The following is a 26,631-nucleotide window of genomic DNA, read 5'->3' on the forward strand; positions in this document are numbered from 1 at the left end:
GTCTCCTCCAAAAAGCTTCTTTACATGGGGTTTTCTTCTTCGTTGGCCGTCATGCGGTCAGGGTGGGTCAGGGGCAGCTGCTCGGTGTCCGCGTCAGCTGCCGGTTCGGTGGTGTCGGCAGCATCCGCGCTGTCCGTGCTTTCTGCACTGTCGGTGCTGTCGGCGGCGTCCTCTGCCGGGGCGGGTTCCTCGGCCTTGGGCGGCACCACATAGCCGGAGGGCAGAGTAGGCTCGCCCTGTGCAAAATAGATCTTGCGGGTGCTGCTGGCGCTGGTATGGCTGAAATCCAGCCGCCCGGTGTCGGTGGGGCCGCAGCCCTTGCCATCGGCGTTGGTCAGCACATAGCGGGCGCGGTCCAGCTTATAATCCAGATCATTCAGCGTACCCAGCAGCACGCTGATGCGGTCCTGATACAAAAATGCGATCTGTTCGGTGTCTGCCACTTCCAGCCGTGTCACATCCTGCGACAGGCCGTATTCTTCCAGCTTGCTCACCAAGGTGCTCAGAGCTTCCATGCGGGCATCCCCTGTGTCCGCCGTGCTTTCGCTCCCGGCTGCTTCCGACCCGGAGACGCTTGCTGCGTCCGCATCCTCCACAAGGCAGAACGCCTGTCCCGGGGCGGTATCCTGCAGCTTACCGCCGTACAGGGTGCAAAGCCCCTCGGGCTGGGTGCTTTCCTCGGACAGGATCTTCCATTTGTCCGAGATCACAAGCCACTTGCTGCCGTTTTGCACCGCGTAGGCGGGCACGGCTTCGGTCACCTGCACCACCACGGTGTTGGGGTAATCCCGGATCACCTTGATGGAGCCCAGCAGCGGGAAATTCTGCTCCAGCACAGCGGCCTTTTCGCCGGGCTCAAAGCTGAAAATGTTCTCTTCCAGCTGCACGCCCATCCGCTGCAAAATGCTGTCTGCGGAATAGCCCGCGATCTCGGTCACCTGCTTGCCGTCCGGGGTCTGCACCTGAATGGAATTGATGCGGAACAGCATGGTCATGGTCAGGTAGATGCCCGCGCCAATGACGCACAGCAGCATGGCAAAGGCGGTCAGGCGGCGCAGTATCCGGCGGCGGCGCAGGGTGGCGCGGGTCACCTTGCGCTTTTTGCGCTTTTCCCGCCGGGCAGGGCTTTGCTGCGGGGCAGTCTGCGCCGGGCGCAGGCGCTGGTTCTGGCTGCCTGCCGGTTGCTGCCGGTTCGGGTGGTTTTGCGCGTTCGGGTGGTTCTGGTTTTTCCGGCTGCTCTGCCCGCTGCGGGCATTGTTTGCCGGGCGGCGCTGTTTGCCGCCGGACTTCGCGTTTTTCGGTCTGCTGCCCGCCGGGCGGCTGCCGGCGGGGTACTGGGTGGTATTGCTCCCCTGCCCTTGCGCCGGACGGCGGGTCTGGGACTGGGGCTGGGTTGGGAACTGGATGCTGTTATCCGCCCGGGAGGAGCGCACGCTGCCGTTGGCACTGCGGGAGGGCGGGCGGCTGAGCGGCTCGCCGTTGTAGCCGTAGCGGCTGCTGCCGGTGTTCCGGGGCGTATGATCCTGCGAAGGCGCAGAGATGCGCGCCACATCCCGGTTCAGATCATAGGGTCTGGTGTTCCGGGGTCTGCCGTTGCGGTCACGGTTCTGCTGCATCATTCGCACCTTCCTTCTTGTTTATTCCGGGTCTGCATCACGGGGTCTTTACCAGCTTGAGCAGCGCCGCAGTGATGCGGTCCAGACTGTCGTCCACCGACAGGCTGCGGGCGTTTTTGCCCATCTCGGCCAGCTTGCCGGGCTGTGCCAGCATTTCGGCCACCGTCTGCACCAGCTTTTCGCCGGTCAGGTCTTTTTCCTCAATGACCATGGCCGCCCCTGCCTTTTGCAGCTCCATGGCGTTGTAGTACTGGTGGTTCTCCGCCACATTGGGGCTGGGGATCAGCACAGCGGCGCGTCCCACGGCTTCCAGCTCTGCCAGCGTCAGCGCACCGGCGCGGCTGATGACGAGGTCTGCTGCAGCCAGCAGTTCCGGCATATTGTTGATGTATTCCTTTACCACAAGGCTGTCGCCGGGGGTAAAATCCTTCTGCTTTTGCAGCTGCTCAAACAGCTGTACGCCGTACTGTCCGGTGGCGTGCAGGTGCAGCACCGGCTTGTGCTCGTGCTGCTCCCATGCGCAGAGGTCTGCCACCACCTCGTTGACCCGGCGTGCACCCAAGCTGCCGCCAAAGGACAGGATGACGGTGCGGTCGCCCGCGCCCAGCTGTGCGCGGATGGCTTCGCGGTTCGCGGCCTGTACAAACACCTCCGGCCGCACGGGGTTGCCCACCACAAGGGTCTTGTCCGGTGCGCCCAGCTTTTCCACAGCGGCGGGCACGGCGGCAAACACGATATCCACATCCGGAGCCAGCAGCTTGTTGGTCACACCGGGGAAGGCGTTCTGCTCGTGCAAAGCGGTGTGGATGCCCATTTTGGCGGCGCAGCGCACCACCGGGCCGGACACATAGCCGCCGCAGCCGATGACGAGATCCGGCTTTACCTCTTTCATCATGGCCTTGGCCTTGGGGCCGGAGAGGGCCAGATTCCACAGGGTAATGAGGTTGCGCTTGATGTTGTGCAGGCTGAGCTTGCGCTGGAAGCCGGTGATCTCGATGTGGTGGAAGGGGTAGCCCACCTGTGTGACCAGACGGTACTCCATGCCCTCCTTACGGCCTGCAAAATGGATCTCGGCGGTAGGGTCAGCCTTTTTCAGAGCACCGGCAATGGCCAGTGCGGGATTGATATGTCCGGCAGTGCCGCCGGCTGCGATGAGAACACGCATGGTGATTCCTCCTTATAAACGCCCGGCCTGCGGCCGGGCGGGCTTGCGGTTTTACTGTTCTGTGCGGGCTGCGCGGGCAGAAGCCAAGTCAATGGTCTTGCGGGCAAGCTCTGCTTCCCGCTCAGCACGGGCGGCTTCCCGCTGGGCACGCATCTGCTCCCGCTGCTGCGCCACCCGCTCGCCGTTGCGGCCTATGTTCACCATCACGCCCATCTCTGCCAGCAGCAAAATCAGACTTGTGCCGCCGGAGGAGAAGAAGGGCAGGCTGATGCCGGTGTTGGGCAGGGTGTTGGTGACCACGGCGATGTTGCAGAACACCTGCCACGCGATCTGTGCCATGATGCCGATGCCCACCATGGTGCAGTACAGGTTCTCCGCCTTATAGGCGATGAGCAGACCCTGCACGATGAACAGCACGAACAGCACGATAATGAGCACTGCGCCGATGAAGCCCAGCTCCTCGCACACCACGCTGAAGATGAAGTCGTTGGTGCTTTCCGGCAGCCAAAGCTGCTTTTCCACGCTGTTGCCCAGCCCCAGCCCCTTCAGCCCGCCGGAGCCGATGGCGTAAAGGCTCTGCACGGTCTGGTCGGTCATCTTGCTCAGATCCTGCGTCCAGCCGTCCAGACGCTTTTGCAGGTAAGGGATGGAGTCCACATGGGAGAGCAGGGTCTCCAGCAGGGCGCCTGCCGTGATGGCACCCGCCCATGTCAGCACACCGCCGCTGCCGGACAGCAGCAGGATGGTGCCCACCACCGCCACCGTCAGCACGATGCCGGACATGTGCGGCTCCATCGCCAGCAGGATGACCACCGGTATAAGGGGCAGCACCGGCACCACGAGCTGCTTCCACACCCGCACCCGCAGCCACTCCCGGGGGGTAAGCAGGATGCGGCGCTCCGGGTCCAGCCGCTCCACCTGCGGCGCTTTTGCCGCAAGATGGGAGCTGAACAGGATCATTTCAAACTTTGCTACCTCCGAGGATTGCAGTGTAAGCCCGCCGAAGCGGATCCAGCGGCGGCAGCCGTTCAGAGGAGCCATGGTCAGGGTGACGGCCAGCATGGCCAGCACGATGATGTACCCCGGCACCACCATCTTGCGCAGAAAACGGTGGTCCACATAGCTCATAAGGAACATACAGCCCAGCCCGAGCATCATACACAGCGCCTGCTGTTTGATGTAGTGGAAGCTGTCGCCCATGCGCAGGTAACCGGTGGTGTAGCTGGCGCTGAACAGCATCACCAGCCCAAAGATCATAATAACAGCCAGCGTAGCCAGCCAGTCGATCAGCAGCCGGGACCACGGGCCCGGGTCTCGCTGGAACACCGACACCGGCGCTCTGTGTTTTTTGCGGATAGTCGCCATCTGCGCTCCCTTCCCTCTCTGTGCCCGGTCAGCACCAGCGCAGCAGCGCCAGCGCCAGCACATAGCCGACAGCGCTCAGCGCAAAGCTGCACAGAAACACCGTCTCCGGGCTCATTTTAACCCAGCAGCGCAAGGGCTTGCCGGTGCGCTTTGCACACAGCAGCTGCGCTGCCAAAAGTCCGCCCGCCGCCCAGAAGGGCAGCGCCAGCGGCACGGTCAGGCTGGTCATGTCCAGACTGAGCGGGATGCAGCCGATGGCACCCGCTGCCAGCAGACTGCCGCAGCAGCCCACCCCCAGCCTTGCCGGGGGAAATGCCCACAGCAGCAGTGCCACCAGCGCCCCGGCAAGCGCGGCGGGCAGCACCGCCAGCCCGGAAACGCCCAGACCGGCTTCTACCATCATCAACGCCAGCATGGCCACAAAGGCCGCACCGCACACCGCGCCCTCGTCCCGCTCGGCGATGCGGGCACACTCGGCCAGTGCCACCATGAGCACCGTCCACAAAAAGGGCACGGCGCTGCCCAGCAGCACATACCCCGCCCCGGGCACGCCCAGCCCCCGGGGCAGACAGCCCGCTGCCCGCAGCAGCAAAAGGACAAAGGCCGCAGCCAGTGCTTCCAGCAAAAGGCGCACATCCCGCCGCAGCCCCAGCGCCGCCGGGCTGCGCATCCGGGCAAGATCTTCTGCAAGACCCACTGCCCCAAAGGCAAGGCTTCCGGCCAGTGCCGTGAGCAGCCGTGTCATCAGCCGGCCCTCGCTGCCCAGCAGCTCCGGCTGGCCTACGCAGGCGGCAAGCCAGCCCACGCCCACCGCAGTCACCGTGCCCGCCGCCGCACACAGCCCGCCCCACAGCGGGGCGCGCAGGGGTGCAGGCCGGGGCTGCTCAGACTGCACCGGCTGCTGTTGTTGTTCGCGGCGTTCCAGCACCCGCCGCAGCGGCACAAACAGGCTGCACAGGGCTGCCGTAAGGGCAAAACCCAGCACCACCGCCGCTGCCAAGGCGAAACGCTCCATAGATCAGACACTCCATTTCGCCAAATAGTTATACTTCCGCTTCTTTATGCTCTTCGTAGAAGATATCCAGCACTTTTTCCAGTGCCATGCCGTGGCTGGCCTTTACCAGAATGGCATCGCCGGGCTGCACCCGATCCAGCAGAGCATCGGCAGCCTCGCGGTAGCTGTCCGCGTGCAGGGTCTTTACCCCCTTGGCCGCAGCCACCACAGCGGTGCGCTTGGCCTGCTCGCCGTAAGTGATCAGGCAGTACAGCCCGCTCTCGGCGGCAAGGCGTCCCAGCTCCTCGTGTGCTTCGCGGCTCAGCTCGCCCAGCTCCAGCATATCGCCCAGCAGGGCAAAGCGGCGCTTGCAGGGGAAATCTTTAAACATCGCCAGCGCGGCCTTCATGCTGTCCGGGTTTGCGTTGTAGCAGTCCTCGATGACGGTCACGCCCTCGCTGTCCACCACCTTCTGGCGGCGTCCGGTCTGCTCAAAGTTGGAAAGCCCATGGATGACCCTCTTGGCGTCGCACCCCAGCCGGGTGGCAGCGCAGTAGGCAGCCAGAGCGTTTGCCACATTATGGCGTCCCATGGCGGGGATATTCACCACAAAGGTGCCGTGCTCCTGATCCTCCAGCACAAAGCTCATGCCGTCAGTCTCCTGCCGGATGGACAGGGCGCAGACGTCTGCGTTCTCATCGCTCAGGCTGAACCACACCGGGCGCACATGGGCGGGGAGCACCGCCTTGCGCAGGAAGGGGTCATCGTAGTTCAGCACCAGCGGCGCACCCTCCGGCAGACCGTTGCAGATCTCCAGCTTTGCCTTGCAGATGTTCTCCTGACTGCCCAGATTGCCGATATGGGACACGCCGATGCAGGTGATGATGCCCACATCCGGGCGTGCCGCCCGCGCCAGACGGTCGATCTCGCCGGCGTGGCTCATGCCCATCTCGATGACCGCGTACTCGGTGCTGCTTTCCAGCCGCATCAGGGTGCGGGGCATTCCCAGCTCATTGTTCTGGTTGCCCTCGGTCTTGATGGTCTCGCCAAAGCCGCTCAGGGCGGCGTAGGTCATCTGCTTGGTGGTGGTCTTGCCCACACTGCCGGTCACGCCCACCATCTTGGGGTGGTACTGGCTGCGGTAGTTTGCGCCCATCACCATCATGGCGTGGTAGCTGTCCGGGCAAAGGATGGCCTTTTCCTCCGGCACACCGGGCACGGGGTGGTTGACCACCACATACTCCGCGCCCTGCTCCAGCGCACGGGCGGCGAAATCATGGCCGTCGAACCGCTCGCCGGGGAAGGCCACAAAAATGCAGCCGGGTTTTACCTCGCGGCTGTCGGTGGTGACCAGTTCCACCTCCGGGTCACTGGTCAGTTTTCCGGCAGGCACCAGCCCTGCCAGAAGCTTGCTTGCATGGATCTTTTCCATTGTTCTATCCCCTCTCGTTCTATTGAATGCTGCACCCTCATCCGTCACTGCCTTGCGGCAGTGCTTTATGCTGAAAGCCTTGGTCGAGGATGCCGAAAAAGCTGTTTTACCCACAGGTCAGGGTGATGATAGTGCCGCGCTGCACGCTGGAGCCGGGCTCGGCGCTTTGCGCCTGCACCGTGCCGCTGCCTTCCACCACGCAGTTCAGCCCGGCGGCGCTCAGCATCTGGCGGGCAAAGTCCGGGCTCTTGCCAGTCACATCCGGCACCTCGGTGCGGCTGCCCTCGTAGGTATCGGTATACAGGTAGATGGTGGTGCCGTAGGGCACCTTTGCGCCCGCGTGGGGGTACTGGTAGGTGACCGGGGCAGCGGACTGGCTGCTCTGACTCTCCTGCAGCTGATGCTTCAGGCCCTGAATGTTCAGGCTCACCTGTGCGTTGCTCCACTCGGTGCCCACAAGGTTCGGCACGGTGACGATGGTGCCGCTGCGGTCCTCGCCGTCGGTGGCAATGCCCAGATAGGGGGCCACCTCGCTGATGATATTGCCCGCCACAGGGGCTGCAAGGATGGAGGAATAGTCCGTCTGTGCGTTGTTGGGGTCGTCCAGCATGACGTAGACCAGAATTTCCGGGTCGTTGGCGGGCAGCACTGCCACGAAGGAAGCCACCTTTTTATAGTCGCCGTCGGCGCGGCGGTTCATATTCAGCTGCTCGGAAGTACCGGACTTGCCGCCGATGCGGTAGCCGGACACATAGGCGTTTTTGCCGCCGCCGGTGCCGTTGCCCACCTCGTACTCCATCATCTGGCGGATGACATCGCTGGCGCTCTGACTGATGACCTGACGGCGCACGTTTGCGCCGATCTCCTGAATGACGTTGCCGTTAGAATCGGTGATCTTATCCACCACATGGGGGGTGACCAGATACCCGCCGTTGACGGTGGCCGCAATGGCGGTGCACATCTGCAGCGGGGTGATGGCCATGGCCTGACCGAAGGAGGAGGACGCCAGCTGCACCTCGCCCAGCTGGTCGGCGCGGTAGTACTGCATAAAGTTGGTCTCGCTGGGCAGATCCACGCCGGTTCGGGCGGTAAAGCCGAAGGCATCGAAGTAGTTATAGAACTGCTGCGAGCCGACGCGCTGCCCCAGCTGGATGTAGTAGATGTTGCAGCTCTTGCGCAGCGCCTCGGCCATATTGAGCAGGCCGTGCGCCTTGCGTCCGGCGCAGTGGTAGGTCTCCTTGGCTACGCCGTAAGCGCCGGAGCAGGTAAAGGTGGTGTTCATGGTCGCCACGCCGGAGTCGATGCCCATGGCAGAGGTGATGACCTTGAATACAGAGCCGGGGTAGTACAGCTCGGTGATGGCCTTGTTCTTCCACAGGATATCCCGGTAGTAGCCGGAATAGTCCGCTTCCTCGTCCAGAATTTTGTTGCCCTGTTCATCGGTGATGTAGTTGCCGTCGGCGTCCTTTTTATAGACGCCGTAAAGCTCCGGCTCTGCGTGCACCAGCTCGTTGAGGTAAGCCTCGTTGGCGGTGTAGTTCAGCGGGTCGTTGGGGTCAAAGTCCGGCTTGGAAGCCATGGCAAGGATGGCACCGGTCTTGACGTTCATTACAATGGCGCAGCCGCGGTTTTCCACCGTGTTGGCTGCAATGGCTTCGTTCAGGTACCGCTCCGCGATCTCCTGCACGTTCACATCCAGCGACAGCACCAGATTGGAGCCGTCCTTGGCGGCAAAGGTGGTGGCGTTGGCGTCTGCAATGGCGTTGCCCACCGCGTTGCGCTGGGTGATGGTGCGGCCGTCCACACCAGCCAAGGTGGACTGGTAGGATTTTTCCAGTCCGTAGGTGCCGACGCCATCCGCGTCCGTAAAGCCCAGCACCGCTGCGGCAAAGGCACCGTAGGGGTAGTTGCGCTGGAAGCTCTTTTCCGAGGACACTGAGATGCGCCCCTTGCGGGAGGTGTCGGTGGCCTTTTTGTGCGTCTTGTTGAAGCTGGTGACGTACTTTTCAATGGAAAGCTTCACCGCGTTGTTCACCTTGGTGGCAAGGGTAACGTAGGCGGAATCCAGCCGGGAAAGTGCATCGTAAACGGTCTGGTACTGCTGCTGATACTCTGCCGAGGAAGTGTCCACGCTGTCCAAGCTTTCGCCGTCCCCGGAGAGCAGACGCAACGTCAGCTCCCGGCTCACCTCGGCGCACATGGCGGGGTCCAGCGTTTTGGTCACGGTGTCGTCATCATTGGTCTTGCTCGTATAAAGGATGCTGCTGTAACTGGGGTCTGCCCAGATGGTCCACACCACGCTGGTGGAAGCAAGGGTGATGCCGGAAGCATCGTAGATCTCACCGCGGGTGGCCTTGATGGTGGTATCCAGCAGCTGCTGCTGGGCGGCGTACTGGCGGTACTCTGCCCCGTGGACGATCTGGATATTATACAGGCTGCGGATGACGATGGCAGCTGCCACCACCACCGCAAGGATGCCCAGACGGCTGCAAATCCGCCGCACCCGGCTGTCCAGCCGGTCCCGGCCGGTGGCCGGACGCAGGCGGTAACCCCTGCTTTTTTTGTTACGGAAAGGTTCTTGCATTGGTTTTCTCCTGCGGGGCGTGCACTGCATTCCGCACGCCCTGCGCTGTTATTTGTTCAGACTGCGGTGTCCATAAACCGAAAAAAGCGTGCGCCGCCGCACGCTTTTTCCGTTTATCTCACGGTGCCCAGAATGTTCACCGCACCGGTGTACAAAAAGTCGGTCCATTGCCGCACGGTGGACTCCCGGCGCACCAGTGCGCCGCTTTCGCCCAAGCGGATGTAGGTGATCTGGCTGGGGTCTACTTTCATCAGACCCAGCCGCCCTGCGGTCTCCTCCACGCTGGCAATGTTGGTCTTGCTGTTCAGGGTGCTGTTGTAGTAGGTATACTGGCTCTGCTCGCTGACCAGCTGCGCCTTAGTGGCTTGAATCTGGTCGTTCAGCTCCACCAGCTGTGCCTCGCTCCACAGCAGACTGATGGCAAAACCCACCAGCAGTGCTGCCGCCACCAGATTCATGGCGTTATGTACGGCGGCCTGCAGCGGGTTCAACCGCCGCTTGCCGCCCTTTGCTACCCGCAGGGTTGCTTTGCGCTGCGGCTGCGGCGCCCTGCGGCGGCGCGCCGCGTTACGATCGTATGCTGGCTGACCCATGGTTCCTCTCCTCCTCATGATGCCGGTGCTTCCGGCATCTCAGCATTTTTCCAGTACACGCAGGTGGGCAGAACGGCTGCGCCGGTTCTCCTCCAGTTCCTGCGTATCAGCTTCAATGGGTTTGCGGGTGATAAGCTTTGCCTTTGCCTTGCCGCCGCATACACACACCGGAAACTCCGGCGGGCAGGTGCAGGCTGTGGACCAGCGGCGGAACTTGTTCTTGACCAGCCGGTCCTCCAGAGAGTGGAAGGTGATCACGCACAACCGGCCGCCCGGTGCAAGGTGATCGAAAATGGTATCCAAGCCCTCTTCCAGCGCATCCAGTTCGTGGTTCACTGCAATGCGCAGTGCCTGAAAGGTGCGGCGGGAGGGGTTCTTGTTTTTGCGGCGCTCTGCCGGGGGCATCGCGCTTGCTACGGTATCTGCCAGCTGCAGGGTGGTCAGGATAGGAGCAGTTTCCCGCGCCTCCACGATCTTTCCTGCGATCTGCCATGCGTAGGGTTCCTCGCCGTAGTCCCGCAGGATACGGGCCAGTTCCTCGCGGCTTTCGGTGTTCACAAGGTCTGCGGCGGTCTCGCCCTGCTGGCTCATGCGCATATCCAGCGGTGCGTCTGCCCGGTAGGAAAAGCCCCGGGCGGCATCGTCCAGCTGGTGGCTGGAAACGCCAAGATCCAGCAGTGCACCGTTGATCTTTTCAATGCCCAGCTGCTCCAGCGCCTGCCCCGCATAACGGAAATTGATCTGCACCACGGTGGCAGGCAACCCGGCAAGGCGGGAGCGCGCGGTCTGCACCGCATCCGGGTCCTGATCCAGCGAAATGAGCCTGCCGCCCTTGGCGGCGTCCAGCCGCAAAGCGATCTGGCGGGAATGTCCCGCGCCGCCGGCGGTGCCGTCCAGATAGGTGCCCGCCGGGTCGATGGCAAGCCCTGTCAGGCACTCGTTCAGCAAAACGGGGATATGCTCAAACGAGGCCGGGTCAAAGGGCTGCTGTTCTTCAAAGGCCATTGGCACGGCCTCCTTTCTCGGTTTAATTTTTTGCATCAGAGGTGCAGCTTGCGCAGCTGCTCGGCGCGCTGGTCGTTGGTCACGGCGGCGCGGCGGGCGTTCCAGACCTCGGTGGCCCAGATCTCGGCGTGGTTGCGGTTGCCGATGATGGTCACGTCCTTTTCCAGTCCGGCGTAGGCGCGCAGTTCTGCGGGCAGCAGGATGCGTCCCTGCTTGTCCGGCACCACCTCGCAGGCGGTGCTGAACAGATCACCGGAGACAGCCCAGCTGTTCATCAGCTCATCGCTTTCCAGCTTGTCCGCCAGCCGCTGGACTTCCTCCATGGGCAGTGCGAACAGGCAGTTGTCCACCCATTCCAGCACCACAAAGCTCTCGCCCATGGCGTCGCGGAATTTTGCAGGGAAGTTCATCCGCCCCTTGGCGTCGATGGTGTAATCATAACGGCCAAAAAACACGCGCTGCTCCCCCTTTCAGGGGCGTTTTCAGGGTGTATGCCCTACTTTTACCCACTTTGCCCCACCGATACATCTTTATTGTAGCAAATCAGACTCGTGAATGCAAGGGTTTTCGGGCGGCTTTTGACCGCAAAAATCCACAAAAAAAGTCCCTGTGAGCCGTCATTTTTACTCGCAGGGACTTCGTTTTCCGCAATGTGTGGAATTTGTGTGGAAAGTTAGCCGTTATCAGCCGTTTTTCTTGGCGTTCTGGCGCAGACTGTTACGGATGTTTTTGACCTGTGCGGCGTTTTCCACCATGGTGTCCTCGGTGGTGCGCAGCATATTCTCGCAGTAGTCGGTCACGGTCTGGCGCAGGGTGCGTGCCTCGGTCTGGGCTGCGGAGGTGATCTCAGAAGCGCGCTGCTGGGCAGCCTTGACGATCTCGGCATCGCTGACCAGAATGCGGGCGCGCTCCTCGGCTTTTTTTACAATGGCCTGTGCCTGTGCATTGGCGCTGTCCACGATCTGCGCCCGGTCGTTCACGATCTGCTGCGCCTGCCGCAGTTCGCCGGGCAGCGCAGCCCGCACCTCGTCCAGATAATCCCGGATCTGCTCCACATCCACGATGCGCTTGCCGCCGGAAAGGGGCACATTTGCGCTCTCTTCCAGTGCATCCTCAATGGTATCCAAAAGCTCGTTCACGTTCATAAGGCTTCTCCCTCCTGCTCAGCGGCGGGCTGCATGGGCTTTGTGTACTTCCACAGCAGCACCTTGCCGTATTTATACTGTTTCTGCAGGGTCAGACTGCCCGCCTGCGCGGGCAGCACGATGCCTGTTTCGCTCTCGCACAGCACGATGCCGCCCGGAGCGACGCACTTTTCCACGGCGGGCAGGATCTTTTCCAGCGTGCCGCCGCGGAAGGGCGGGTCCAGCAGCACCAGATCGAACTGCTCCCGGCAGGCCGATAAAAACCGCGCAGCCTCGCCGATATTCACCCGGCTGCGGTCAAACACGCCGCAAGCCTTGCAGTTGCGCATCACGATGCTTACGGCCTCCCGGCTCTCGTCCAGAAAGACGCACCGGGCCGCACCCCGGCTCAGCGCCTCGATGCCCAGCTGGCCGCTGCCGGCGTACAGATCCAGTACCCGTGCCCCGGGCAGGTCGAACTGTACGATGCTGAACATCGCCTCCTTCACCTGCGAGAGGGTGGGGCGGGTGACATCGGTGCCGGGCAGTGCTTCCAGCCTGCGGCCCCGGGCTTCTCCTGCGATCACGCGCATGATGTTGCCTCCTTGCCGTAGCTGCCGTCCCCGCGGCAGCCAGTTTGAACTCTTTCGTATCCTTTATTATCTCCCAACTGCATAGCATTGTCAAGAGCCCGCATTGCGCTGCGAGCGGCTTTGTGCTACAATCATAGCAGCAATATTGCGCATTTTACGGCGCATTTCAGCAAAGGAGAGTATACAGCATGAAAGTTCTGCTCATCAACGGCAGCCCCCACGAGAAGGGCTGCACCTACACCGCCCTTTCCCTTATTGCCGGGGAGCTGAAGGCACAGGGCATTGAAACCGAGATCCTGCACGTCGGCGGTCAGCCCGTGGGCGGCTGCATCGGCTGCGGCGGCTGCCGCAGCGGCAACGGGTGCGTGTTCGGCGGCGTCGTCAACGAAGCCATTGAGAAGGCCAAGACCTCCGACGCCTTCGTGTTCGGCAGTCCGGTGCACTACGCCTCCGCTGCGGGCAACATGGCCAGCTTTATGGACCGTCTGGCCTACGCGGGCGGCAAGTATCTGGCCTACAAGCCCGCCGCCATCTGCTGCTCTGCCCGCCGCGCCGGTACCACCTCCACTCTTGACCAGCTGGTCAAATACCCCCAGTTCTTCCATATGCCGCTGGTCAACGGCTCCTACTGGGCGATGGTGCATGGCTCGAACCCCGAGCAGGTGCTGCAGGACGCCGAAGGCTGCGCCGTGATGCAGGAACTGGGCCGCAACATGGCATGGCTGCTGCGCTGCATCGAAGCCGGTAAGGCTGCAGGCATCGACCACCCGCAGAACCCGCCCCGCCCCATGACCAGCTTTATCCGCTGAGCGGAAGAATTATTTTAAATTTATGGATTGGGAAACTCCACAGAGTTTCCCAATCCATTTTTTCACATACAGCCCCTCTCGTGAAAATGATTTCAGAGCCCCGGAACGCCGCTGGCGTTCTGGGGCTCCATTTCTATGGGCGATTTTGTACAATTTTTCCAAGCATTTCTTGGGCAACCTGCCACCGGCAGCTTCCGCGCACTGCAAAATTTCTGCTGTTCCGGCACAAAAGGGGCGCGAATGCTTTTTTCGTTCATAACTTTGTGATACCATACCTCTATAAGCTTATCACTCAGACGGAGATCCTGCTATGGAACACTACGATTGGAACGAGGGCTGGCTGTTCACCCCCACATTCGACCCGGCGCTGGTGCGCCCGGAGTGCCCGGAGCTTTCCCTTACCCCGGTGCGGCTGCCGCACACGGTCAAACCCCTGCCTTATAATTATTGCAATGAGAACGACTACCAGCGCCTGTGCGGCTACCGGCGGGAGTTTTTTGCGCCCAAGGAGTGGCTGGGCCGCACCGTGCTGCTTACTTTCGGGGCAGTGGCACACGATGCCACTGTGTTCTGCAACGGGCGGCGGATGTTCCACCACGGCTGCGGCTACACCGCCTTTACGGTGGATCTGACCGGTGCGCTGCGTCTGGGGCAGAAGAACGTGGTAGCTGTGCGCTGCGACAGCCGGGAGGATCTGAACATCCCGCCCTTCGGCGGGCAGCTGGATGCGCTGACCTACGGCGGCATCTACCGCGCCGTCAGTCTGGATATCAAGGAGCCCGCCTATCTGCGGGACGTGTTCATCGAGGCAAAGGCGGAGGGCGATTTCCGCATCTACACCGCCACCGTGGGCGAGACGGTCGGCTGCACCCTGCAGGCCGAGATCCGCAGCCCCGCCGGGAGCCGGGCGGTGTACAGCGGCGAGCTTTCCCTGCCCATCACCGGCACGCTGAACAACGTGCACCCGTGGAGCTTAGAGCACCCTACCCTGTACACCCTGACCGTGCGGCTCATCCGCCCCGGCACCGGCGGTCTGCCCGACCGGGTGCTGGACGAAAAGACGGTGCGGTTCGGTTTCCGCACCGTGCAGTTCGTGGCGGGCGGGCTGTACCTGAACGGACAGCGGGTGGAGCTGCGCGGCCTTGACCGGCACCAGAGCTACCCCTATCAGGGCTACGCCATGCCGGACAGCATCCAGCGGCTGGACGCCCAGCTGCTGAAAAAGGAGCTGGGCTGCAACGCCGTGCGCACCTGCTATGCGCCCCCCAGCCCGGCGTTTCTGGACGCCTGCGACGAGCTGGGTCTGCTGGTGTTCCCCGAAATGCCCGGCTGGCAGCACATCGGTGATGAGGTGTGGCAGGCGCAGGCGCTGCAGAACTGCCGGGAGATGGTGTGCCAGTGCCGCAGCCATCCCAGCATCTTTTTGTGGGGTGCCCGCATCAGCGGCAGCCCCGACAACGAAGCCTTTTATAAGCGCACCAACGAAGCCATCCACCGGCTGGACCCCACCCGCCCTACGGCGGGCAGCCGCAGCACCCGCAAAAGCCAGCTGCTGGAGGACGTGTACGCCTACAACGATTATTCCTACGCCGGGCGCGGCGCGGGCTGCGAGAACCGCGCCGCCGTGACCCCCGACACCCGCAAGGGCTACCTTATCAGCGAGTTCGGCGGTCAGAACTTCCCCGCCAAGCCCTTTGACGATGAGCCGCACCGTCTGGTGCAGGCACTGCACCACGCCGCCGTGCTGAACGACAGCATCGCCCAGCCGGGCGTGGCGGGCAGCTTTGGCTGGTGCATGACCGACTACAACACCCACCGGGAGTTTGGCAGCGGCGACCGCATCTGCTACCACGGCGTAATGGACCCGTTCCGCAACCCTAAGCTCTCCGCCGCCGTCTATGCCAGCCAGAAAACGCCCCGCGCCCCCTCCGACATCGTGCTGGAGGTCTCCTCTGCCATGACGCTGGGCGACCTGCCCGGCGGCGCAGCCGCCGCCTGCTGGGTGTTCACCAACGCCGAGAGCGTGCGGCTGTACCGCGGCAACGACTTTGTGGCCGAGTTTACCCCCGACCGCCGGGGACGCTTTGCCGCCCTGCCCCACCCGCCCATCGAGATCAACGATTTTGTCGGCTCGCTGCTGGAAAAATACGAGGGCATGGATCACGCCACCGCCGTGCAGGCTGCCGCCATCCTCAACGAGCTGCGGCGGGACGCCATGGCGCTTTCGCCCCTGTCCAAGGCGCGGATGCTCTCGCTGCGGCTGAGCTGGAACGAGCTGCTGCGGATGTACTACAAGTACATCGGTGTGCTGGGCAGCTCCGCGCCGGTGTACCGGTTCGAAGCGGTGTGGCATGGCCGCGCCGTGCGCACCGTGGTGCGGGAGCCGGTGCAGAGCGTCCGGCTGGAATGCACCGTGCACAACCCCCTGCTGACCGACGGCCCCACATGGGACTGTGCTGCCGTCAGCCTGCGCGCCATCGACCAGAACGGCAACCTGCTGCCCTACTGCGGCGAGGCCGTCTGCCTGTCCGTGGAGGGTCCGCTGAAAATTTTAGGTCCCAGCGTAGTGCCCCTGCGGGGCGGCATGGCGGGCACCTACCTTGCCACCACCGGCAAGGCCGGACGCGCCGTGCTGCACTGCCGCATGGAGGGCGCACTGGACACCGAAGCGGTGCTCACCGTGCGCAGCCGGGAGGAGCAAAACGTTTAATTTTCGTCCTTTCATGATAGATTTGCAGTCTGTTCAAAATTTTATCATGGTTGGCTGATATTCTAGAGGTACAAAGTATTCCGCAGGGCGGCGCTGCTGCCCTGCGTTTCCGTGTGTAAAGCCCCAGAGAAGAGGATGCGAAAATCTATGAGAGAAAAATTCCGTCAATTCATGATCGGGCGCTACGGCACCGATGGCCTGAACCAGTTTCTGAGCATGAGTTCCATCGTGATGCTGCTGGTATCGCTGCTCACCCGCGTTTCCCTGTTCACATGGCTGGGCGCGGCGCTGCTGATTTTGTGCTACTACCGCAGCCTGAGCCGCAACATCTCCAAGCGCACCGAGGAGAACTACCGCTTTTACAGCCTGAAGGATCGGTTCAATAACAAGTTCCGCAGCCTGAAGGAGCAGTGGGCCAACCGCAAGCTGTACCACTACTACCGCTGCCCTCAGTGCCGCCAGAAGCTGCGGGTGCCCCGGGGACGCGGACGCATCCAGATCTCCTGCCCGCGCTGCGGCACCCAGTTCATCAAAAAAAGCTGAGCCGCCATGTTCGGATATGTGATCCCGGATCGGGCCGCCCTCAGCCCCGAAGCGCAGAGCCGCTACCGCTCGGCCTACTGCGGGCTGTGCCGCCGCATCGATGCTTTGCACGGGCTGCGGGGACGGTTCAGCCTGAGCTATGACCTGACCTTTTTGAACATTCTGCTGTGCAGTCTGTACGAGGGCGAGACCCCCGCAGACAGCGGTATAAACCGCTGTCCCATCCACCCGGTACACGGTGTACTTTGGCGCAGCGCCGACCCTACCGACTACTGCGCCGACCTGAGCGTGGCGCTGCATTACTACAACGCGCAGGACAAATGGCAGGACGACCGCAATCTGCTGGCGCTGGGGTACAGCGCCCTGCTGGACAACAGCACCGCCGAAGCCGCCCTGCGCTGGCCGCGCCAGTGCAATGCGATCCGCTCGTGTCTCGCCAAGCTTGCCGAGTACGAAGCCGCCGGCAGCACCGACCTTGATGCAGTGTCCGGCTGCTTTGGTGCGCTGATGGCAGAGCTGTTCGACTACCGGCAGGACCGCTGGGCACCGGAGCTGCGTAGCATCGGCTTCCATCTGGGCAAGTTCATCTACCTGCTGGACGCCTACGACGACCTGTCCCGCGACAAGCGCCGGGGCGCGTACAACCCCCTGCGGGAGCTGAGCACCCACCCGGACTATGAGGAAGAGATGCTGGACATCTTTGAGCTGCTGCTGGCACGCTGCGCGCAGAACTTTGAGCGTCTGCCCTGCGTGGAGGACGCAGATCTGCTGCGCAACATCCTGTATTCCGGCGTGTGGCTGAAATACAACTGCAAAAACGCAAAACGCACCGGAAAGCCCGATGTGTCTTGATTTTGTGCCGATATTCCGGTAAAATAAAACGGATATGGTGCAGCGGCGCTGTACCGTCAGTATAATGAGTGAGGAAGTATACCGAGCATGAGAGATCCCTATGAGGTGCTGGGCGTTCAGCGCGGCGCAAGCGACGATGAGATCAAAAAAGCATACCGCGCCAAGTGCAAGCGCTGGCACCCGGATTTGAACCCCAACGACCCCACGGCGGAGGAGCACTTCAAGGAGGTGCAGGCCGCCTACGACGCTATTACCAAGGGCGATACCGGCCCCCAGATGGGCGGCAACCCCTACGGCGGCTACCAGCAGCAGGGCTATAACCGGCAGAGCTATGGGCAGCAGGGTTACGGCCAGCAGAACTACGGCTATACCGGTTTTGACGGCTTTGACGGGTTTGAGGGCTTCGACCCCTTTGGCTTTGGTTTTGGCTTTGGCGGCTACCAGCAGGCCGGGCCCAGCGCTTCCGGCACCGACACCCCGGAAATGCAGGCCGCCCGCAACTTTGTGGCCAGCGGCCGCTACGCCGAAGCGCGCCGGGTGCTGGACGGCATGACCGGCCGCAACGCGCGGTGGTACTATCTCTCCTCGCTGGCCAATCAGGGGCTTGGCAAAAGTGTGGACGCTTTGCAGGATGCCCGCCGCGCCGTGCAGCTGGACCCGAACAACACCGAGTACCAGATGCACCTGCGCCGGATGCAGAACCCCGGCCAGACCTACCGCACCCAGACCACCTACGCCCAGCCCGGCGGGCTTTTGCGCTGGTGCTGGAGCATGATTTTGCTGAACCTGCTGTGCAACTGCTGCTGCGGCGGCTGGGGCTTCCGTGGGTTCAGAATGTAATGGGAAGTAGACGATTTGAAATGGCTTCCGCTGCGCTCTAGCCATTTTCAGCGGAAAAATTATTTTAAATTTCGGGATAGCGGAACGCCTGCGGGCGTTCCGCTATCCCATTTTCACAGGAGGGGTCGTAAAGGGAAACTACCTGTCAGCCGCTGCGTCCCTCCCCGTGAAAAAGTAAATCGGGAAAATCCGCAGATTTTCCCGATTTACAAATAAAAATAAAATTCCGCTATTGATGCGCAGAGCATCGCGGAGCGCATTTCAAATCGTCCACTCTGCCAAAAAAGGCTGCTGCACGCACGGTGCAGCAGCCTTTTTTCTGTTTGCGGATGTAAGGGTTTGCTCTTACTTCTGGGGAGCTTCGAAAGCAATAGCGGTAGCACCGGCAGCGGCGTCCACACTCTTCAGAGAGATGGGAGCCACCTCGTAGTGCAGGGTGTCAAAGCTCTGGGTATTGCCGTCCTCGGTGGTGAACTCCAGAACGTAGACAACGTCAGCCTGCTTGTCAGCCTCGACATCGCGGGTGATGACGATGCTCTCGCCGTCAGCCAGACCCTCGCCTGCCAGGTTCTCGCCCTTGTCCTCAGAGCCTGCATCGTACAGGTACAGCTCAGTCACCTTGCTGCCGGTGGTGTTGTACACGGTGTACTCGGCAGAAGCAGCCTCAGCCTCAGAGGAAGCAGCTTCGGAGGAAGCAGCCACGGAAGAGGCAGCAGCAGAGGATGCGGTGGAGGATGCAGCGGTAGAGGCAGAGCCGCCGCAGGCGGTCATGCCGACAGCCAGTGCCAGAGCGGCAGCGGCAATTGCAACAGTCTTGAGCTTCATAGGGAAATCTCCTTTTTCTTCTTTTGTTGGTGTCAGGCCCCCGGCAGCATACCAGCTGCATCGGTTGTCTGATGTCCTTCCATTATACGCACGTTGACGAAAAAAGCAAGCTTTTTTCGTCAAAAATTAACGATAAAATAAGAATTGTTACTATTTTGACATGAATTTGGCACATTTTAGGAGATGCAAACTTGAATCATATCGTTGACATTCCGGCTGTTTTTTCCCTATGTGGCTGCGGGATAACGGCGCAGATCATTTTATTTTCCCCTTGACAGCCGCCAGCCGCCGCTGTATACTATGCATCGTGAACGGTGTTCATGTTGGGAGGTGAGTTTACGAATCCAATGGCAACGTCCAAAGCGGACATCCTGAAAACCAGCCGGGAGCTGATCCAGCAAAACGGCTGGGCAGCGGTCAACATCCGTGCGGTCGCCGCAGCCTGCGGGGTCTCTGTGGGCTGCATCTACAACTACTTCGGCTCCAAGACCGAGCTAGTAAGCGCGGCAGTGGAAAGCATCTGGAACGACATCTTCCGCCACCCGGAGGACGAAGCCGTGTTTCAGGACACCCTGTCCTGCATCCAGTGGATGTACCGGCAGATGGAATACGGCTGCCAGCAATATCCCGGCTTCTTCACCCACCATGCACTGGGCTTTGTGCAGCAGGACACTGCCGGCGGCAAGCAGCAGATGCGGCAGACATGGCAGCACATTCTGGACGCTTTGTGCAGCGTGCTGCGCCACGATGCCAAGATCCGTCCTGACGCCTTTACCGAGCAGTTCACCCCGGAGCAGTTTGCGGGCATCCTGTTCTCCCTGATGCTGTCTGCGGTGGTGCAGCAGAGCTTCGACCCTTCTGCGGTGCTGGAGATCGTGCGCAGAACCATTTATTAAGCAAAAAACATCCCACAAGCCTTGTGGGAGTTTTTTAAGTCCGAATGTGAACATAGTTCATTTTGGTTTCAGCGCTCCGCAGACCATACTACTGCAAGCCCTTTTCCCTACGATGCTTCCGGTACGGCTCTGCCGCGCCGGTTCACTATAAAATCAAAAAACTGCAATCAAAACAAATACAGGAGAAAAACGCATGAGAGCAATCATTGAGACCGTTTTCGATATCTTCTATCTGGTCATCGTACTCACGGTGGGCATCCGCATGATCCGCGGCAGCAAGGCTGGCACCCAGTTCCGCCTGTTCGGCCTGATGGCCGTGGTGCTGGGCGCGGGCGACTCTTTCCATCTGGTGCCCCGCGCACTGGCGCTCTGCACCACCGGTCTGGAAAACTACGCTGTGCCGCTGGGTCTGGGCAAGTGGATCACCTCTGTGACCATGACCGTGTTCTATGTGCTGCTGTACTACGTCTGGCGCAAGCGCTACCAGATCGAGGGGCAGAAGAACGTGACCGCCGCTGTGTACGCCCTGTCCGCTGTGCGCATCGTGCTGTGCATGATGCCGCAGAACCAGTGGCTCACCAACCACACCCCGCTGGCATGGGGCATCCTGCGCAATGTGCCCTTTGCCCTGCTGGGTCTGCTGATCATCGTGCTGTTCTACCGCAGCGCCAAGCAGAACAACGATAAGGCTTTCCGCTGGATGTGGCTGACCATCGTGCTGAGCTTCGGCTTCTATATCCCCGTAGTGCTGTGGGCAGACGTCAACCCCCTGATCGGGATGCTGATGATCCCCAAGACCTGCGCCTACGTCTGGACCGTGCTCATCGGCTACAACGCCATGAAAGCCGAAACCGGCAAGCAGAACTGAGCCTGCACCTCCCCCGCTGCTTAGGGTGTATCTGAAAAGTCGAAAATTTAGTCTATTTCTACAAGCACAGCTGGATTTTGCGTTAAATAGCCTTGAAATCCACAAAGGATTCCTGCGGCTATTTGCCTTAAATCCCGCTTGTGTTTGCGAAATATTCGTCATTTTCTTTGTTTTCAGATACACCTTAACACAAAGGGGCGCACAAGACCCAGCAAAAAGACCGGAGCTGTATCAAGCCCTGAAAGGGCTTTACAGCTCCGGTCTTTTGTTTTTGCTATCTCATTCGCCGTCCGTCAGCTCTTTTACAAGCCTTGTCAGGGTGGCTACATAGGACTCGTTGGAGAACTGCTGCTCATACAGCCGGCGGCAGTCATCGTGCATGGCAGCCAGCATCTCCGGGTGCTCGATCGCCCAAGCCAGCTTGTCGGCCAGCTGCTGCGGGTCGTCGTCCTTGTACAAAAAGCCGTCCACGCCCTCGGTCACAAGTCCCGCCGTGCCGGTGTGCTCCGATACGATGGAGGGCTTGCCGAAGATCAGACCCTCGGTGACAAAGGTAGGCATGGGATCATCGCGGGAAGCGCACACCACGCAATTGCACTGCTCCATCAGGGATTTCACCTCCGGGCGCTCCAGCCGCTTGCGGTAGAACACCGTCTGTGGGTAATCCCGCACCAGACTGTCCACGGCGTTGTACATCCCCTTGTCGGCGGCTTTGCCCACAAAGAGGAAGGCGGCTTTTTCCCGCACCGCAGAGGGCAGCAGCCGGATGGCATTGCAGAAGATATCCGGGCCCTTGCGGGGCTCCAGCGAGCCGACCGTTACAAAGAGGGTGCGTCCCCCGGCAAAGCTGATGTCATAGCGGGGGAACTGCTCGGCGGCGTAGTCCGGCAGACCGTAGATCAATTGCTCGATTTCAAAATCCGGCCTTACCGAGTGCATGGCGGCGGTGGCGTGGGAGCCTACGGCGCAGACATGGATATTTTTGCCCAGCGCCTTGGGGATGCTGTGAGAGATGAAGGGGTAGCCCGCAAAGGCATCGTGCAGCCACCACAGCACCGGCACAAAAGAGCCGTTCAGGGTGCGCACCACAGGCGCTTCCACCACCGTGTTGGCCAGCACAAAGTCTGCGCTGGTGGCCAGTCCCCACAGGGCGCTGGAGGTAACGCAGTCCGGGCGGGTGACCACGGCGGCACCGGCGTCCAGAAACAGCTGCAGCGGGCCCTCGTCCGCAGGGCCCAGCACTACTACCTCAAAGCCAAGGCTGCGCAGCACCGGCACGGCGCTTACCAGCACGATGGGCGCGCCGGTCATGGTCAGCTCGTGGCTCAGGATCAGCGCGCGGCGTCCCTTGGCGGAGAATACGTCCTCGGCGCACAGCTCCCGGCGGAAGTGCAGCAGCGCCTGCGGGATGCAGCAGCTGTGCTGCGCCATGGCGTGGGACAGGCGCAGCAGCTCGGTAACGCTGTCCCTGCCCCGGGCGGCGGCGCGCACCTTGTCCAGCAGTGCCCGGGACACTATGGCGCAGCTGCTGCCGGGCAGGTGCCGGGTGCTCAGGTACAGGGCGGTAGAGCCGTCAAAGCCAAAGGAGGCATCGCAGACTGCAAGGTCTGCACCCTCCCGCAGGGCAGCGGCAAAATAGGTCAGGGCGGTAGGGATGCATTCCACATCCTCGCTCACCAGCAGCACCCCGGCTACATCGGGGGTCAGCTCGCCCTCCAGCGCGGTCACCAGACGGAACTTGCGGTGCAGCTGGTTTTGCAGCGCCGTTTCCAGCGCCTTGTGACGCCCCGGCGCATAGACCAGAAGATAGGTGCTCTGGGTATCGGTATAGGCCTGCTTGGACAATTGCTTGCGCTGCAGGGTACTGTAACTGGTGTACATCGATCCAACTCCTCCGGGCAGAATATCGGGCGGGCTCAGTGGCCGCGCAGCAGGGTCAGCAGTCTGCGCAGCGGAGCGGTCAGCCGCCAGCTGCTGCTGGCGCGTATCGTTTCCAGCGAGACCTGATATTCGTGCTGGATGCCCTGCAAAGTCAGCAGCTGCTGGTTCAGCCGCATACATTCGGCGCGGCTGGCCTGCAGCATCTCATCAGCCTCCTGCGCGGCGGCAGCATTCTTCAGCTTCAGCTCGTTCAGTGCCCGCAGCAGAGATTTGCCGGGCTGCTCGTGCAGAAAACGCCCCAGCGGGTAGTAGTGGTAGTTTACCGCAAACTTCATGCCGGCGCTAAAGCCGGTGGTGCAATGCAGCGAAAGGTTCGGGTCCACATCCAAAAACAGCAGGCAGTCCTCCTGCAGCATAAGGCCGTTGACCGACTGAAAGCTGATGCGCTCGTCCGAAATGGCAAGATCGGTGATGCAGCAGGCCAGCTCGCCGGGATCCAGCCGGACAGCGCGGGCGTCCTCCGGCAGAACAAAGGTGACCGACACCTCATGGGTCAGCTCGTTGTGGGCGTCCTCGGCTGCGATCAGGCATTCCCGGGGCGAAAAGCCGCTGCCGGTGTCGTAGAACAGCTGCGGCAGGGTGAGGGTAAAGTTATCCGTCTCCGTGCTGTGCTTGGCAAGCTCGGTCTGGCAGACCAGCAGCTGCTGCTCCAGCTCCAGACACCGCTGTGCCAGCTGGGAAACACCCTCGTCCGAGAGCCTGAGCTGCTGCTCCAGCTCTGCAATATGCGCCTGCAGGGCAGCAGGGGTCGCGGGGAGTTCATGGTTCATAACGGGATCCTCCTCTTCCTTATCCTATAAGCTCAGCTGCGCCGCCGCAGCCGCAATGTGCTGAAAAGCCGTTTGCATAAGCATTGCAAGCAGCTTCCGAAAGATCAGTGCCGCGCAGTGTAGTGCACCTGCGGGGTGTGCCGCCGGGCGGGGAACAGCCGGATGATCAGCTCCCGCCGCCGCTGCAGCAGGGCACAGACCAGCCAGATGGAGCCCAAAGAAAAGGCATATTCCAGCCCGATGCCCACAAACGGGCGGTCGGCGTATTTTGCCGCAAGCAGATACCACGGAATGGCGGTAAGCTCCACGGTATGTATGCAGAAGATATACAAAGAGCGGCGTCCGATGGCCTCAAAAAAGCTCACCAGCGCGTTCCGGTGCCGGTTCAGCCGCAGAAACAGCCGGACGAACAGCAGGCCGGCAAGGCCGTCCAGCAGGATGCTGATGGGGCCTAAGGTCCACTCTGCCATGGAAACGCAGTCGGTGCTGCCGGTGGCAAAGGCAGCCACCGGGATCAGCAGAACAGCTGCCCACAGGATGCAGGACATCCGGCGGGACAAGGGCTGATCCAGCCAGTGCTGCCGCTTGGCAAGGTAGCCGATGTACAAATACGGCGTGATCACCGCGCCCTGGATCAGGCAGAAAGGCAGCTCCCACGCAAGGCTAGTGCCCCAGCCCAGCAGGGCGGCACCGCCCACTGCCCACGAAACGTACCGCTCCGGGAAGATGTTCAGGATGACGTCCAGCAGGATCCAGCCCACCAGCAGCGCCAGCAGATACCACATGGGCCCGCAGGAAAAGAACTCCTGCCCAAAGTAAGTGGCCGTATGGGGCAGACCCAGCAGAAAGCCGCCCGCCACCTTGATGCTCTCGGTCAGCGAGCCGGGCAGGTAGTGAAAGGTCTTATAATGAATGATAAAATGCAGCACTGTGGTGAACACCGCAGTATAGCAAAAGGGCTTGAGCAGACTTTTGAGCTGCTGGTGGATGCATTTGTGGATAGAGCGCTTGCGGAAGCCGTAGCCGCTGGCAATAAAAAAGGCTGCCATCAGCGTTTCGCGGTAGATAAAGCAAAAAAAGGCGGTCAGTGACAGGCCGTTCGACAGCTGGAGCGGATAAAGCTCTACGGTATGCCCCAGCACGATGGACAGCATCCCTGCGCCCTTGAGCATATCAAACATCCCGATGGAGCTGACAGTGCGGGGCTTGGTTGTTTCCATGAAAGATTCCTTCCCTGCGCCGGGCAGATACCCCCCTCGAGAAAAAGCCGGATACGGCGCAAATGATCAGTTTTTATGCAGCATTGCCATGATATATGGCTAGTATAATGCTTTTTGGGGAGACTGTCAATTTTGTTTTGCAGTCCGCGCCATACCGGAACTGGTATTTTGCGCTAAAAATTGTAGCACAGGAACCGGCGGATTGCAACGAAAGGTAGAATTTGGCCAGACTGCGCCAAATGATACGCAACAAAAACTTGTCAAGATGAGAAATTAAATGTTGCAGAAGTATTGCATTGCGCTGGAAGATATTGTATACTGGGCACAGTTGAGCGCCCGGGCTGCGCCCCGAAGGACGGAGCCGGACACTGGGCAGGACAAAATGCTTCGGGAGGGTAAAATTATGGTCACATCGCTGTATCAGTCACTTTGTAATATGGAAACGATCTATGCGGACCACGTGGCGATCCGGTATTATGACGAGACAAAACAGGGCGTAACGGAGGTGTACTACCGCCAGTATGCCCAGGATCTGCGCAGGTTCGTCAGCTTCCTGCGCAGTAAGGCAGGGGATGTCAAGGGGCAGCGGGTCGCGATCCTGGCCCGCAACAGTTACCACTACATCATCTGTATGTACGGCACCGTGCTGGCGGGCGGTGTGGCAGTGCCGCTGAATATGGGCAAGAACTGGGACGAGATCCAGTACGAGCTGGATCTGGTGGAGCCGGTCTGTGTGCTGCAGGACGGTGAGTATCTGCAGTGGGAGCCTGCCCTGGCGGATGCCTACAGTGCAAAGCTGGAGCCGATGGATGCCTTTACCGCCTTTGCCCCCGCACAGGATGTAAAGGAAGTGGAAGATCTTGCCGCGATGGCCTTTATCATGTTTACCTCCGGCACCACCGGCCGCAGCAAGGGCGTTATGCTGAGCCAGAAGAACCTGTTTGCGGCCATGCCCGCCTTCCTGGATCCGTTTGATGATGTGCGCAAGGCGACCGGCTGGGACACCGATAAGTTCTGCTCGCTGTCCGCGCTGCCCATGTTCCACATCTCGGCCATGACCAGCCTGGTATCCTGGAGCATTACCGGCCACTGCATCAACCTGTGCAACGACCTCAAGTATTTCTACCGCGATATCGGCGCGATGCACAGCGAGGTGATGGCTGTGGTGCCGGTGCTGCTGAAGAGCCTGTATAAGGATGTGATGAAGGGCCGCCGCGACCGCCTGAATGGCCTGTGCGTCCTGACCTGCGGCGCAGCCATGTTCGACCCCAAGATGCTCAAGGACCTGATGGACAAGGGCTTCTTTATTGCCCAGATGTACGGCCTGACCGAGACCTGCGGCGATGGTGCCTGGAACTCCTCCCAGGAGGAAAAGCACCTGACCAGCGTGGGCCATGTGGACAACAGCTGCGAGTATAAGCTGGACGATGGCGAGCTGTGCATACGCGGCACCCCCATCATGCTGGGCTACTATAAGGACCCCGAGGCCACGGCTGAGGTCATCGACAAGGACGGCTGGTTCCACACCGGCGACATCGCCCGGCTGGAAGAGGACAGCTATATGTACCTGACTGGCCGCAAGAAGAACCTGATCATTCTGGACAGCGGCGAGAACATCAGCCCTGAGGAGCTGGAGGATCTTGTGGAAAAATGCCCCGCCGTGCAGGAATGCATCGTGAAGGAAATGGGCAAAAAGATCGGCGCTGTGGTGTACTGCCCGCAGGACAAGCAGCAGACTGTGCAGGATCATATTACCGAGATGAACCGTACCCTGCCGCTGTATAAGCGCATCGGTGTGGTGGAGTTCAGTGCAGAGCCGCTGCCCCGCAATGCTACGGGCAAGCTGATACGCTGAGTATAAAGCAAACAGAACAAAACAGGATGGA

Annotated in this window: 23 protein-coding genes; 8 read left to right on the forward strand and 15 right to left on the reverse strand. The window is 61.1% G+C overall.

The window, feature by feature from the left end; translation table 11 throughout:
* Nucleotides 1–20 precede the first annotated feature (20 nt).
* From WMO20_RS03875 to rsmD, 11 genes are all read right to left on the reverse strand, one after another.
* On the reverse strand, nucleotides 21–1,619 hold the full coding sequence (locus WMO20_RS03875) for a cell division protein FtsQ/DivIB (protein ID WP_349185909.1): 1,599 nt from the start codon (nucleotides 1,617–1,619) through the stop codon (nucleotides 21–23).
* Nucleotides 1,620–1,653: 34 nt separating this feature from the next.
* Nucleotides 1,654–2,781 carry an undecaprenyldiphospho-muramoylpentapeptide beta-N-acetylglucosaminyltransferase gene (gene murG, locus WMO20_RS03880; RefSeq protein ID WP_349185910.1) on the reverse strand — a complete coding sequence of 376 codons (1,128 nt, stop codon included), beginning with the start codon at nucleotides 2,779–2,781 and terminating at the stop codon, nucleotides 1,654–1,656.
* Between the two features lie 51 nt (nucleotides 2,782–2,832).
* Nucleotides 2,833–4,146: an FtsW/RodA/SpoVE family cell cycle protein gene (locus WMO20_RS03885; protein WP_349185911.1), complete on the reverse strand. Its 1,314-nt coding sequence runs from the start codon at nucleotides 4,144–4,146 to the stop codon at nucleotides 2,833–2,835.
* Nucleotides 4,147–4,174: 28 nt separating this feature from the next.
* Nucleotides 4,175–5,161 (reverse strand): glycosyl transferase family 4, encoded by a 987-nt coding sequence (locus tag WMO20_RS03890; protein WP_349185912.1) that lies wholly within the window; start codon nucleotides 5,159–5,161, stop codon nucleotides 4,175–4,177.
* Between the two features lie 28 nt (nucleotides 5,162–5,189).
* On the reverse strand, nucleotides 5,190–6,572 hold the full coding sequence (locus tag WMO20_RS03895) for a UDP-N-acetylmuramoyl-tripeptide--D-alanyl-D-alanine ligase (RefSeq protein WP_349185913.1): 1,383 nt from the start codon (nucleotides 6,570–6,572) through the stop codon (nucleotides 5,190–5,192).
* 106 nt (nucleotides 6,573–6,678) lie between these two features.
* Complete coding sequence (locus WMO20_RS03900) at nucleotides 6,679–9,156, reverse strand: penicillin-binding transpeptidase domain-containing protein (RefSeq protein ID WP_349185914.1); 2,478 nt, start codon at nucleotides 9,154–9,156, stop codon at nucleotides 6,679–6,681.
* A gap of 113 nt (nucleotides 9,157–9,269) precedes the next feature.
* Nucleotides 9,270–9,749 (reverse strand): cell division protein FtsL, encoded by a 480-nt coding sequence (locus tag WMO20_RS03905; RefSeq protein WP_349185915.1) that lies wholly within the window; start codon nucleotides 9,747–9,749, stop codon nucleotides 9,270–9,272.
* Between the two features lie 39 nt (nucleotides 9,750–9,788).
* Entirely contained in the window at nucleotides 9,789–10,754 is a 966-nt protein-coding gene (gene rsmH / locus WMO20_RS03910; RefSeq protein ID WP_113620773.1) for a 16S rRNA (cytosine(1402)-N(4))-methyltransferase RsmH, read from the reverse strand.
* 35 nt (nucleotides 10,755–10,789) lie between these two features.
* Nucleotides 10,790–11,209, reverse strand: coding sequence for a division/cell wall cluster transcriptional repressor MraZ (mraZ, locus tag WMO20_RS03915; protein ID WP_349185916.1), 420 nt, complete (start codon nucleotides 11,207–11,209; stop codon nucleotides 10,790–10,792).
* A 228-nt stretch (nucleotides 11,210–11,437) separates the two neighbouring features.
* Nucleotides 11,438–11,899, reverse strand: coding sequence for an ATP synthase subunit B family protein (locus WMO20_RS03920; RefSeq protein ID WP_005921047.1), 462 nt, complete (start codon nucleotides 11,897–11,899; stop codon nucleotides 11,438–11,440).
* On the reverse strand, nucleotides 11,896–12,471 hold the full coding sequence (rsmD, locus tag WMO20_RS03925; protein WP_055185497.1) for a 16S rRNA (guanine(966)-N(2))-methyltransferase RsmD: 576 nt from the start codon (nucleotides 12,469–12,471) through the stop codon (nucleotides 11,896–11,898). The genes WMO20_RS03920 and rsmD overlap by 4 nt, the downstream gene beginning before the upstream one ends.
* Before the next feature lie 188 nt (nucleotides 12,472–12,659).
* Here rsmD and WMO20_RS03930 point away from each other — a divergent pair, with 188 nt between their 5' ends.
* From WMO20_RS03930 to WMO20_RS03950, 5 genes are all read left to right on the forward strand, one after another.
* Nucleotides 12,660–13,280: a flavodoxin family protein gene (locus WMO20_RS03930; RefSeq protein ID WP_349185917.1), complete on the forward strand. Its 621-nt coding sequence runs from the start codon at nucleotides 12,660–12,662 to the stop codon at nucleotides 13,278–13,280.
* A 310-nt stretch (nucleotides 13,281–13,590) separates the two neighbouring features.
* Nucleotides 13,591–15,990 carry a glycoside hydrolase family 2 protein gene (locus WMO20_RS03935; RefSeq protein WP_349185918.1) on the forward strand — a complete coding sequence of 800 codons (2,400 nt, stop codon included), beginning with the start codon at nucleotides 13,591–13,593 and terminating at the stop codon, nucleotides 15,988–15,990.
* A gap of 147 nt (nucleotides 15,991–16,137) precedes the next feature.
* Nucleotides 16,138–16,533 (forward strand): hypothetical protein, encoded by a 396-nt coding sequence (locus WMO20_RS03940; protein WP_055185500.1) that lies wholly within the window; start codon nucleotides 16,138–16,140, stop codon nucleotides 16,531–16,533.
* A gap of 6 nt (nucleotides 16,534–16,539) precedes the next feature.
* Nucleotides 16,540–17,385, forward strand: a complete 846-nt coding sequence (locus WMO20_RS03945; protein ID WP_349185919.1) for a DUF5685 family protein — start codon at nucleotides 16,540–16,542, stop codon at nucleotides 17,383–17,385.
* Between the two features lie 87 nt (nucleotides 17,386–17,472).
* Entirely contained in the window at nucleotides 17,473–18,225 is a 753-nt protein-coding gene (locus WMO20_RS03950; RefSeq protein ID WP_349185920.1) for a DnaJ domain-containing protein, read from the forward strand.
* Nucleotides 18,226–18,570: 345 nt separating this feature from the next.
* On the opposite strand, the gene WMO20_RS03955 is transcribed toward WMO20_RS03950, so the two are convergent.
* Nucleotides 18,571–19,050, reverse strand: a complete 480-nt coding sequence (locus tag WMO20_RS03955; RefSeq protein WP_113992282.1) for a cytochrome C — start codon at nucleotides 19,048–19,050, stop codon at nucleotides 18,571–18,573.
* A gap of 347 nt (nucleotides 19,051–19,397) precedes the next feature.
* Here WMO20_RS03955 and WMO20_RS03960 point away from each other — a divergent pair, with 347 nt between their 5' ends.
* Nucleotides 19,398–19,946: a TetR/AcrR family transcriptional regulator gene (locus tag WMO20_RS03960; RefSeq protein WP_349185921.1), complete on the forward strand. Its 549-nt coding sequence runs from the start codon at nucleotides 19,398–19,400 to the stop codon at nucleotides 19,944–19,946.
* Between the two features lie 193 nt (nucleotides 19,947–20,139).
* Nucleotides 20,140–20,814, forward strand: coding sequence for a hypothetical protein (locus WMO20_RS03965; protein ID WP_349185922.1), 675 nt, complete (start codon nucleotides 20,140–20,142; stop codon nucleotides 20,812–20,814).
* A gap of 279 nt (nucleotides 20,815–21,093) precedes the next feature.
* Here WMO20_RS03965 and WMO20_RS03970 read toward each other — a convergent pair whose 3' ends face one another.
* From WMO20_RS03970 to WMO20_RS03980, 3 genes are all read right to left on the reverse strand, one after another.
* Complete coding sequence (locus WMO20_RS03970) at nucleotides 21,094–22,695, reverse strand: glycosyltransferase family 4 protein (RefSeq protein WP_349185923.1); 1,602 nt, start codon at nucleotides 22,693–22,695, stop codon at nucleotides 21,094–21,096.
* A 35-nt stretch (nucleotides 22,696–22,730) separates the two neighbouring features.
* Nucleotides 22,731–23,525, reverse strand: coding sequence for a hypothetical protein (locus WMO20_RS03975; protein WP_112090798.1), 795 nt, complete (start codon nucleotides 23,523–23,525; stop codon nucleotides 22,731–22,733).
* A gap of 104 nt (nucleotides 23,526–23,629) precedes the next feature.
* A complete protein-coding gene (locus tag WMO20_RS03980; RefSeq protein WP_316545157.1) occupies nucleotides 23,630–24,745 on the reverse strand; it encodes an acyltransferase in 1,116 nt (371 codons plus the stop codon).
* A gap of 403 nt (nucleotides 24,746–25,148) precedes the next feature.
* On the opposite strand from WMO20_RS03980, the gene WMO20_RS03985 reads away from it, so the two are divergent.
* The gene (locus tag WMO20_RS03985) at nucleotides 25,149–26,600 is read left to right on the forward strand and encodes a class I adenylate-forming enzyme family protein (RefSeq protein WP_349185924.1); all 1,452 of its coding nucleotides are present in this window, start codon (nucleotides 25,149–25,151) and stop codon (nucleotides 26,598–26,600) included.
* Nucleotides 26,601–26,631: the final 31 nt, after the last annotated feature.

Source organism: Faecalibacterium intestinale (assembly GCF_040096575.1).
GTDB classification, from domain to species: Bacteria; Bacillota; Clostridia; order Oscillospirales; family Ruminococcaceae; genus Faecalibacterium; species Faecalibacterium intestinale.

What these genes read in the sequence shown, in the direction of transcription:
- WMO20_RS03875 (WP_349185909.1), bottom strand. Translation starts at nt 1,619, where the DNA reads ATGATGCAGCAGAACCGTGACCGCAACGGCAGACCCCGGAACACCAGA.
- murG (WP_349185910.1), bottom strand. Translation starts at nt 2,781, where the DNA reads ATGCGTGTTCTCATCGCAGCCGGCGGCACTGCCGGACATATCAATCCC.
- WMO20_RS03885 (WP_349185911.1), bottom strand. Translation starts at nt 4,146, where the DNA reads ATGGCGACTATCCGCAAAAAACACAGAGCGCCGGTGTCGGTGTTCCAG.
- WMO20_RS03890 (WP_349185912.1), bottom strand. Translation starts at nt 5,161, where the DNA reads ATGGAGCGTTTCGCCTTGGCAGCGGCGGTGGTGCTGGGTTTTGCCCTT.
- WMO20_RS03895 (WP_349185913.1), bottom strand. Translation starts at nt 6,572, where the DNA reads ATGGAAAAGATCCATGCAAGCAAGCTTCTGGCAGGGCTGGTGCCTGCC.
- WMO20_RS03900 (WP_349185914.1), bottom strand. Translation starts at nt 9,156, where the DNA reads ATGCAAGAACCTTTCCGTAACAAAAAAAGCAGGGGTTACCGCCTGCGT.
- WMO20_RS03905 (WP_349185915.1), bottom strand. Translation starts at nt 9,749, where the DNA reads ATGGGTCAGCCAGCATACGATCGTAACGCGGCGCGCCGCCGCAGGGCG.
- rsmH (WP_113620773.1), bottom strand. Translation starts at nt 10,754, where the DNA reads ATGGCCTTTGAAGAACAGCAGCCCTTTGACCCGGCCTCGTTTGAGCAT.
- WMO20_RS03920 (WP_005921047.1), bottom strand. Translation starts at nt 11,899, where the DNA reads ATGAACGTGAACGAGCTTTTGGATACCATTGAGGATGCACTGGAAGAG.
- rsmD (WP_055185497.1), bottom strand. Translation starts at nt 12,471, where the DNA reads ATGCGCGTGATCGCAGGAGAAGCCCGGGGCCGCAGGCTGGAAGCACTG.
- WMO20_RS03930 (WP_349185917.1), top strand. Translation starts at nt 12,660, where the DNA reads ATGAAAGTTCTGCTCATCAACGGCAGCCCCCACGAGAAGGGCTGCACC.
- WMO20_RS03935 (WP_349185918.1), top strand. Translation starts at nt 13,591, where the DNA reads ATGGAACACTACGATTGGAACGAGGGCTGGCTGTTCACCCCCACATTC.
- WMO20_RS03940 (WP_055185500.1), top strand. Translation starts at nt 16,138, where the DNA reads ATGAGAGAAAAATTCCGTCAATTCATGATCGGGCGCTACGGCACCGAT.
- WMO20_RS03945 (WP_349185919.1), top strand. Translation starts at nt 16,540, where the DNA reads ATGTTCGGATATGTGATCCCGGATCGGGCCGCCCTCAGCCCCGAAGCG.
- WMO20_RS03950 (WP_349185920.1), top strand. Translation starts at nt 17,473, where the DNA reads ATGAGAGATCCCTATGAGGTGCTGGGCGTTCAGCGCGGCGCAAGCGAC.
- WMO20_RS03955 (WP_113992282.1), bottom strand. Translation starts at nt 19,050, where the DNA reads ATGAAGCTCAAGACTGTTGCAATTGCCGCTGCCGCTCTGGCACTGGCT.
- WMO20_RS03960 (WP_349185921.1), top strand. Translation starts at nt 19,398, where the DNA reads ATGGCAACGTCCAAAGCGGACATCCTGAAAACCAGCCGGGAGCTGATC.
- WMO20_RS03965 (WP_349185922.1), top strand. Translation starts at nt 20,140, where the DNA reads ATGAGAGCAATCATTGAGACCGTTTTCGATATCTTCTATCTGGTCATC.
- WMO20_RS03970 (WP_349185923.1), bottom strand. Translation starts at nt 22,695, where the DNA reads ATGTACACCAGTTACAGTACCCTGCAGCGCAAGCAATTGTCCAAGCAG.
- WMO20_RS03975 (WP_112090798.1), bottom strand. Translation starts at nt 23,525, where the DNA reads ATGAACCATGAACTCCCCGCGACCCCTGCTGCCCTGCAGGCGCATATT.
- WMO20_RS03980 (WP_316545157.1), bottom strand. Translation starts at nt 24,745, where the DNA reads ATGGAAACAACCAAGCCCCGCACTGTCAGCTCCATCGGGATGTTTGAT.
- WMO20_RS03985 (WP_349185924.1), top strand. Translation starts at nt 25,149, where the DNA reads ATGGTCACATCGCTGTATCAGTCACTTTGTAATATGGAAACGATCTAT.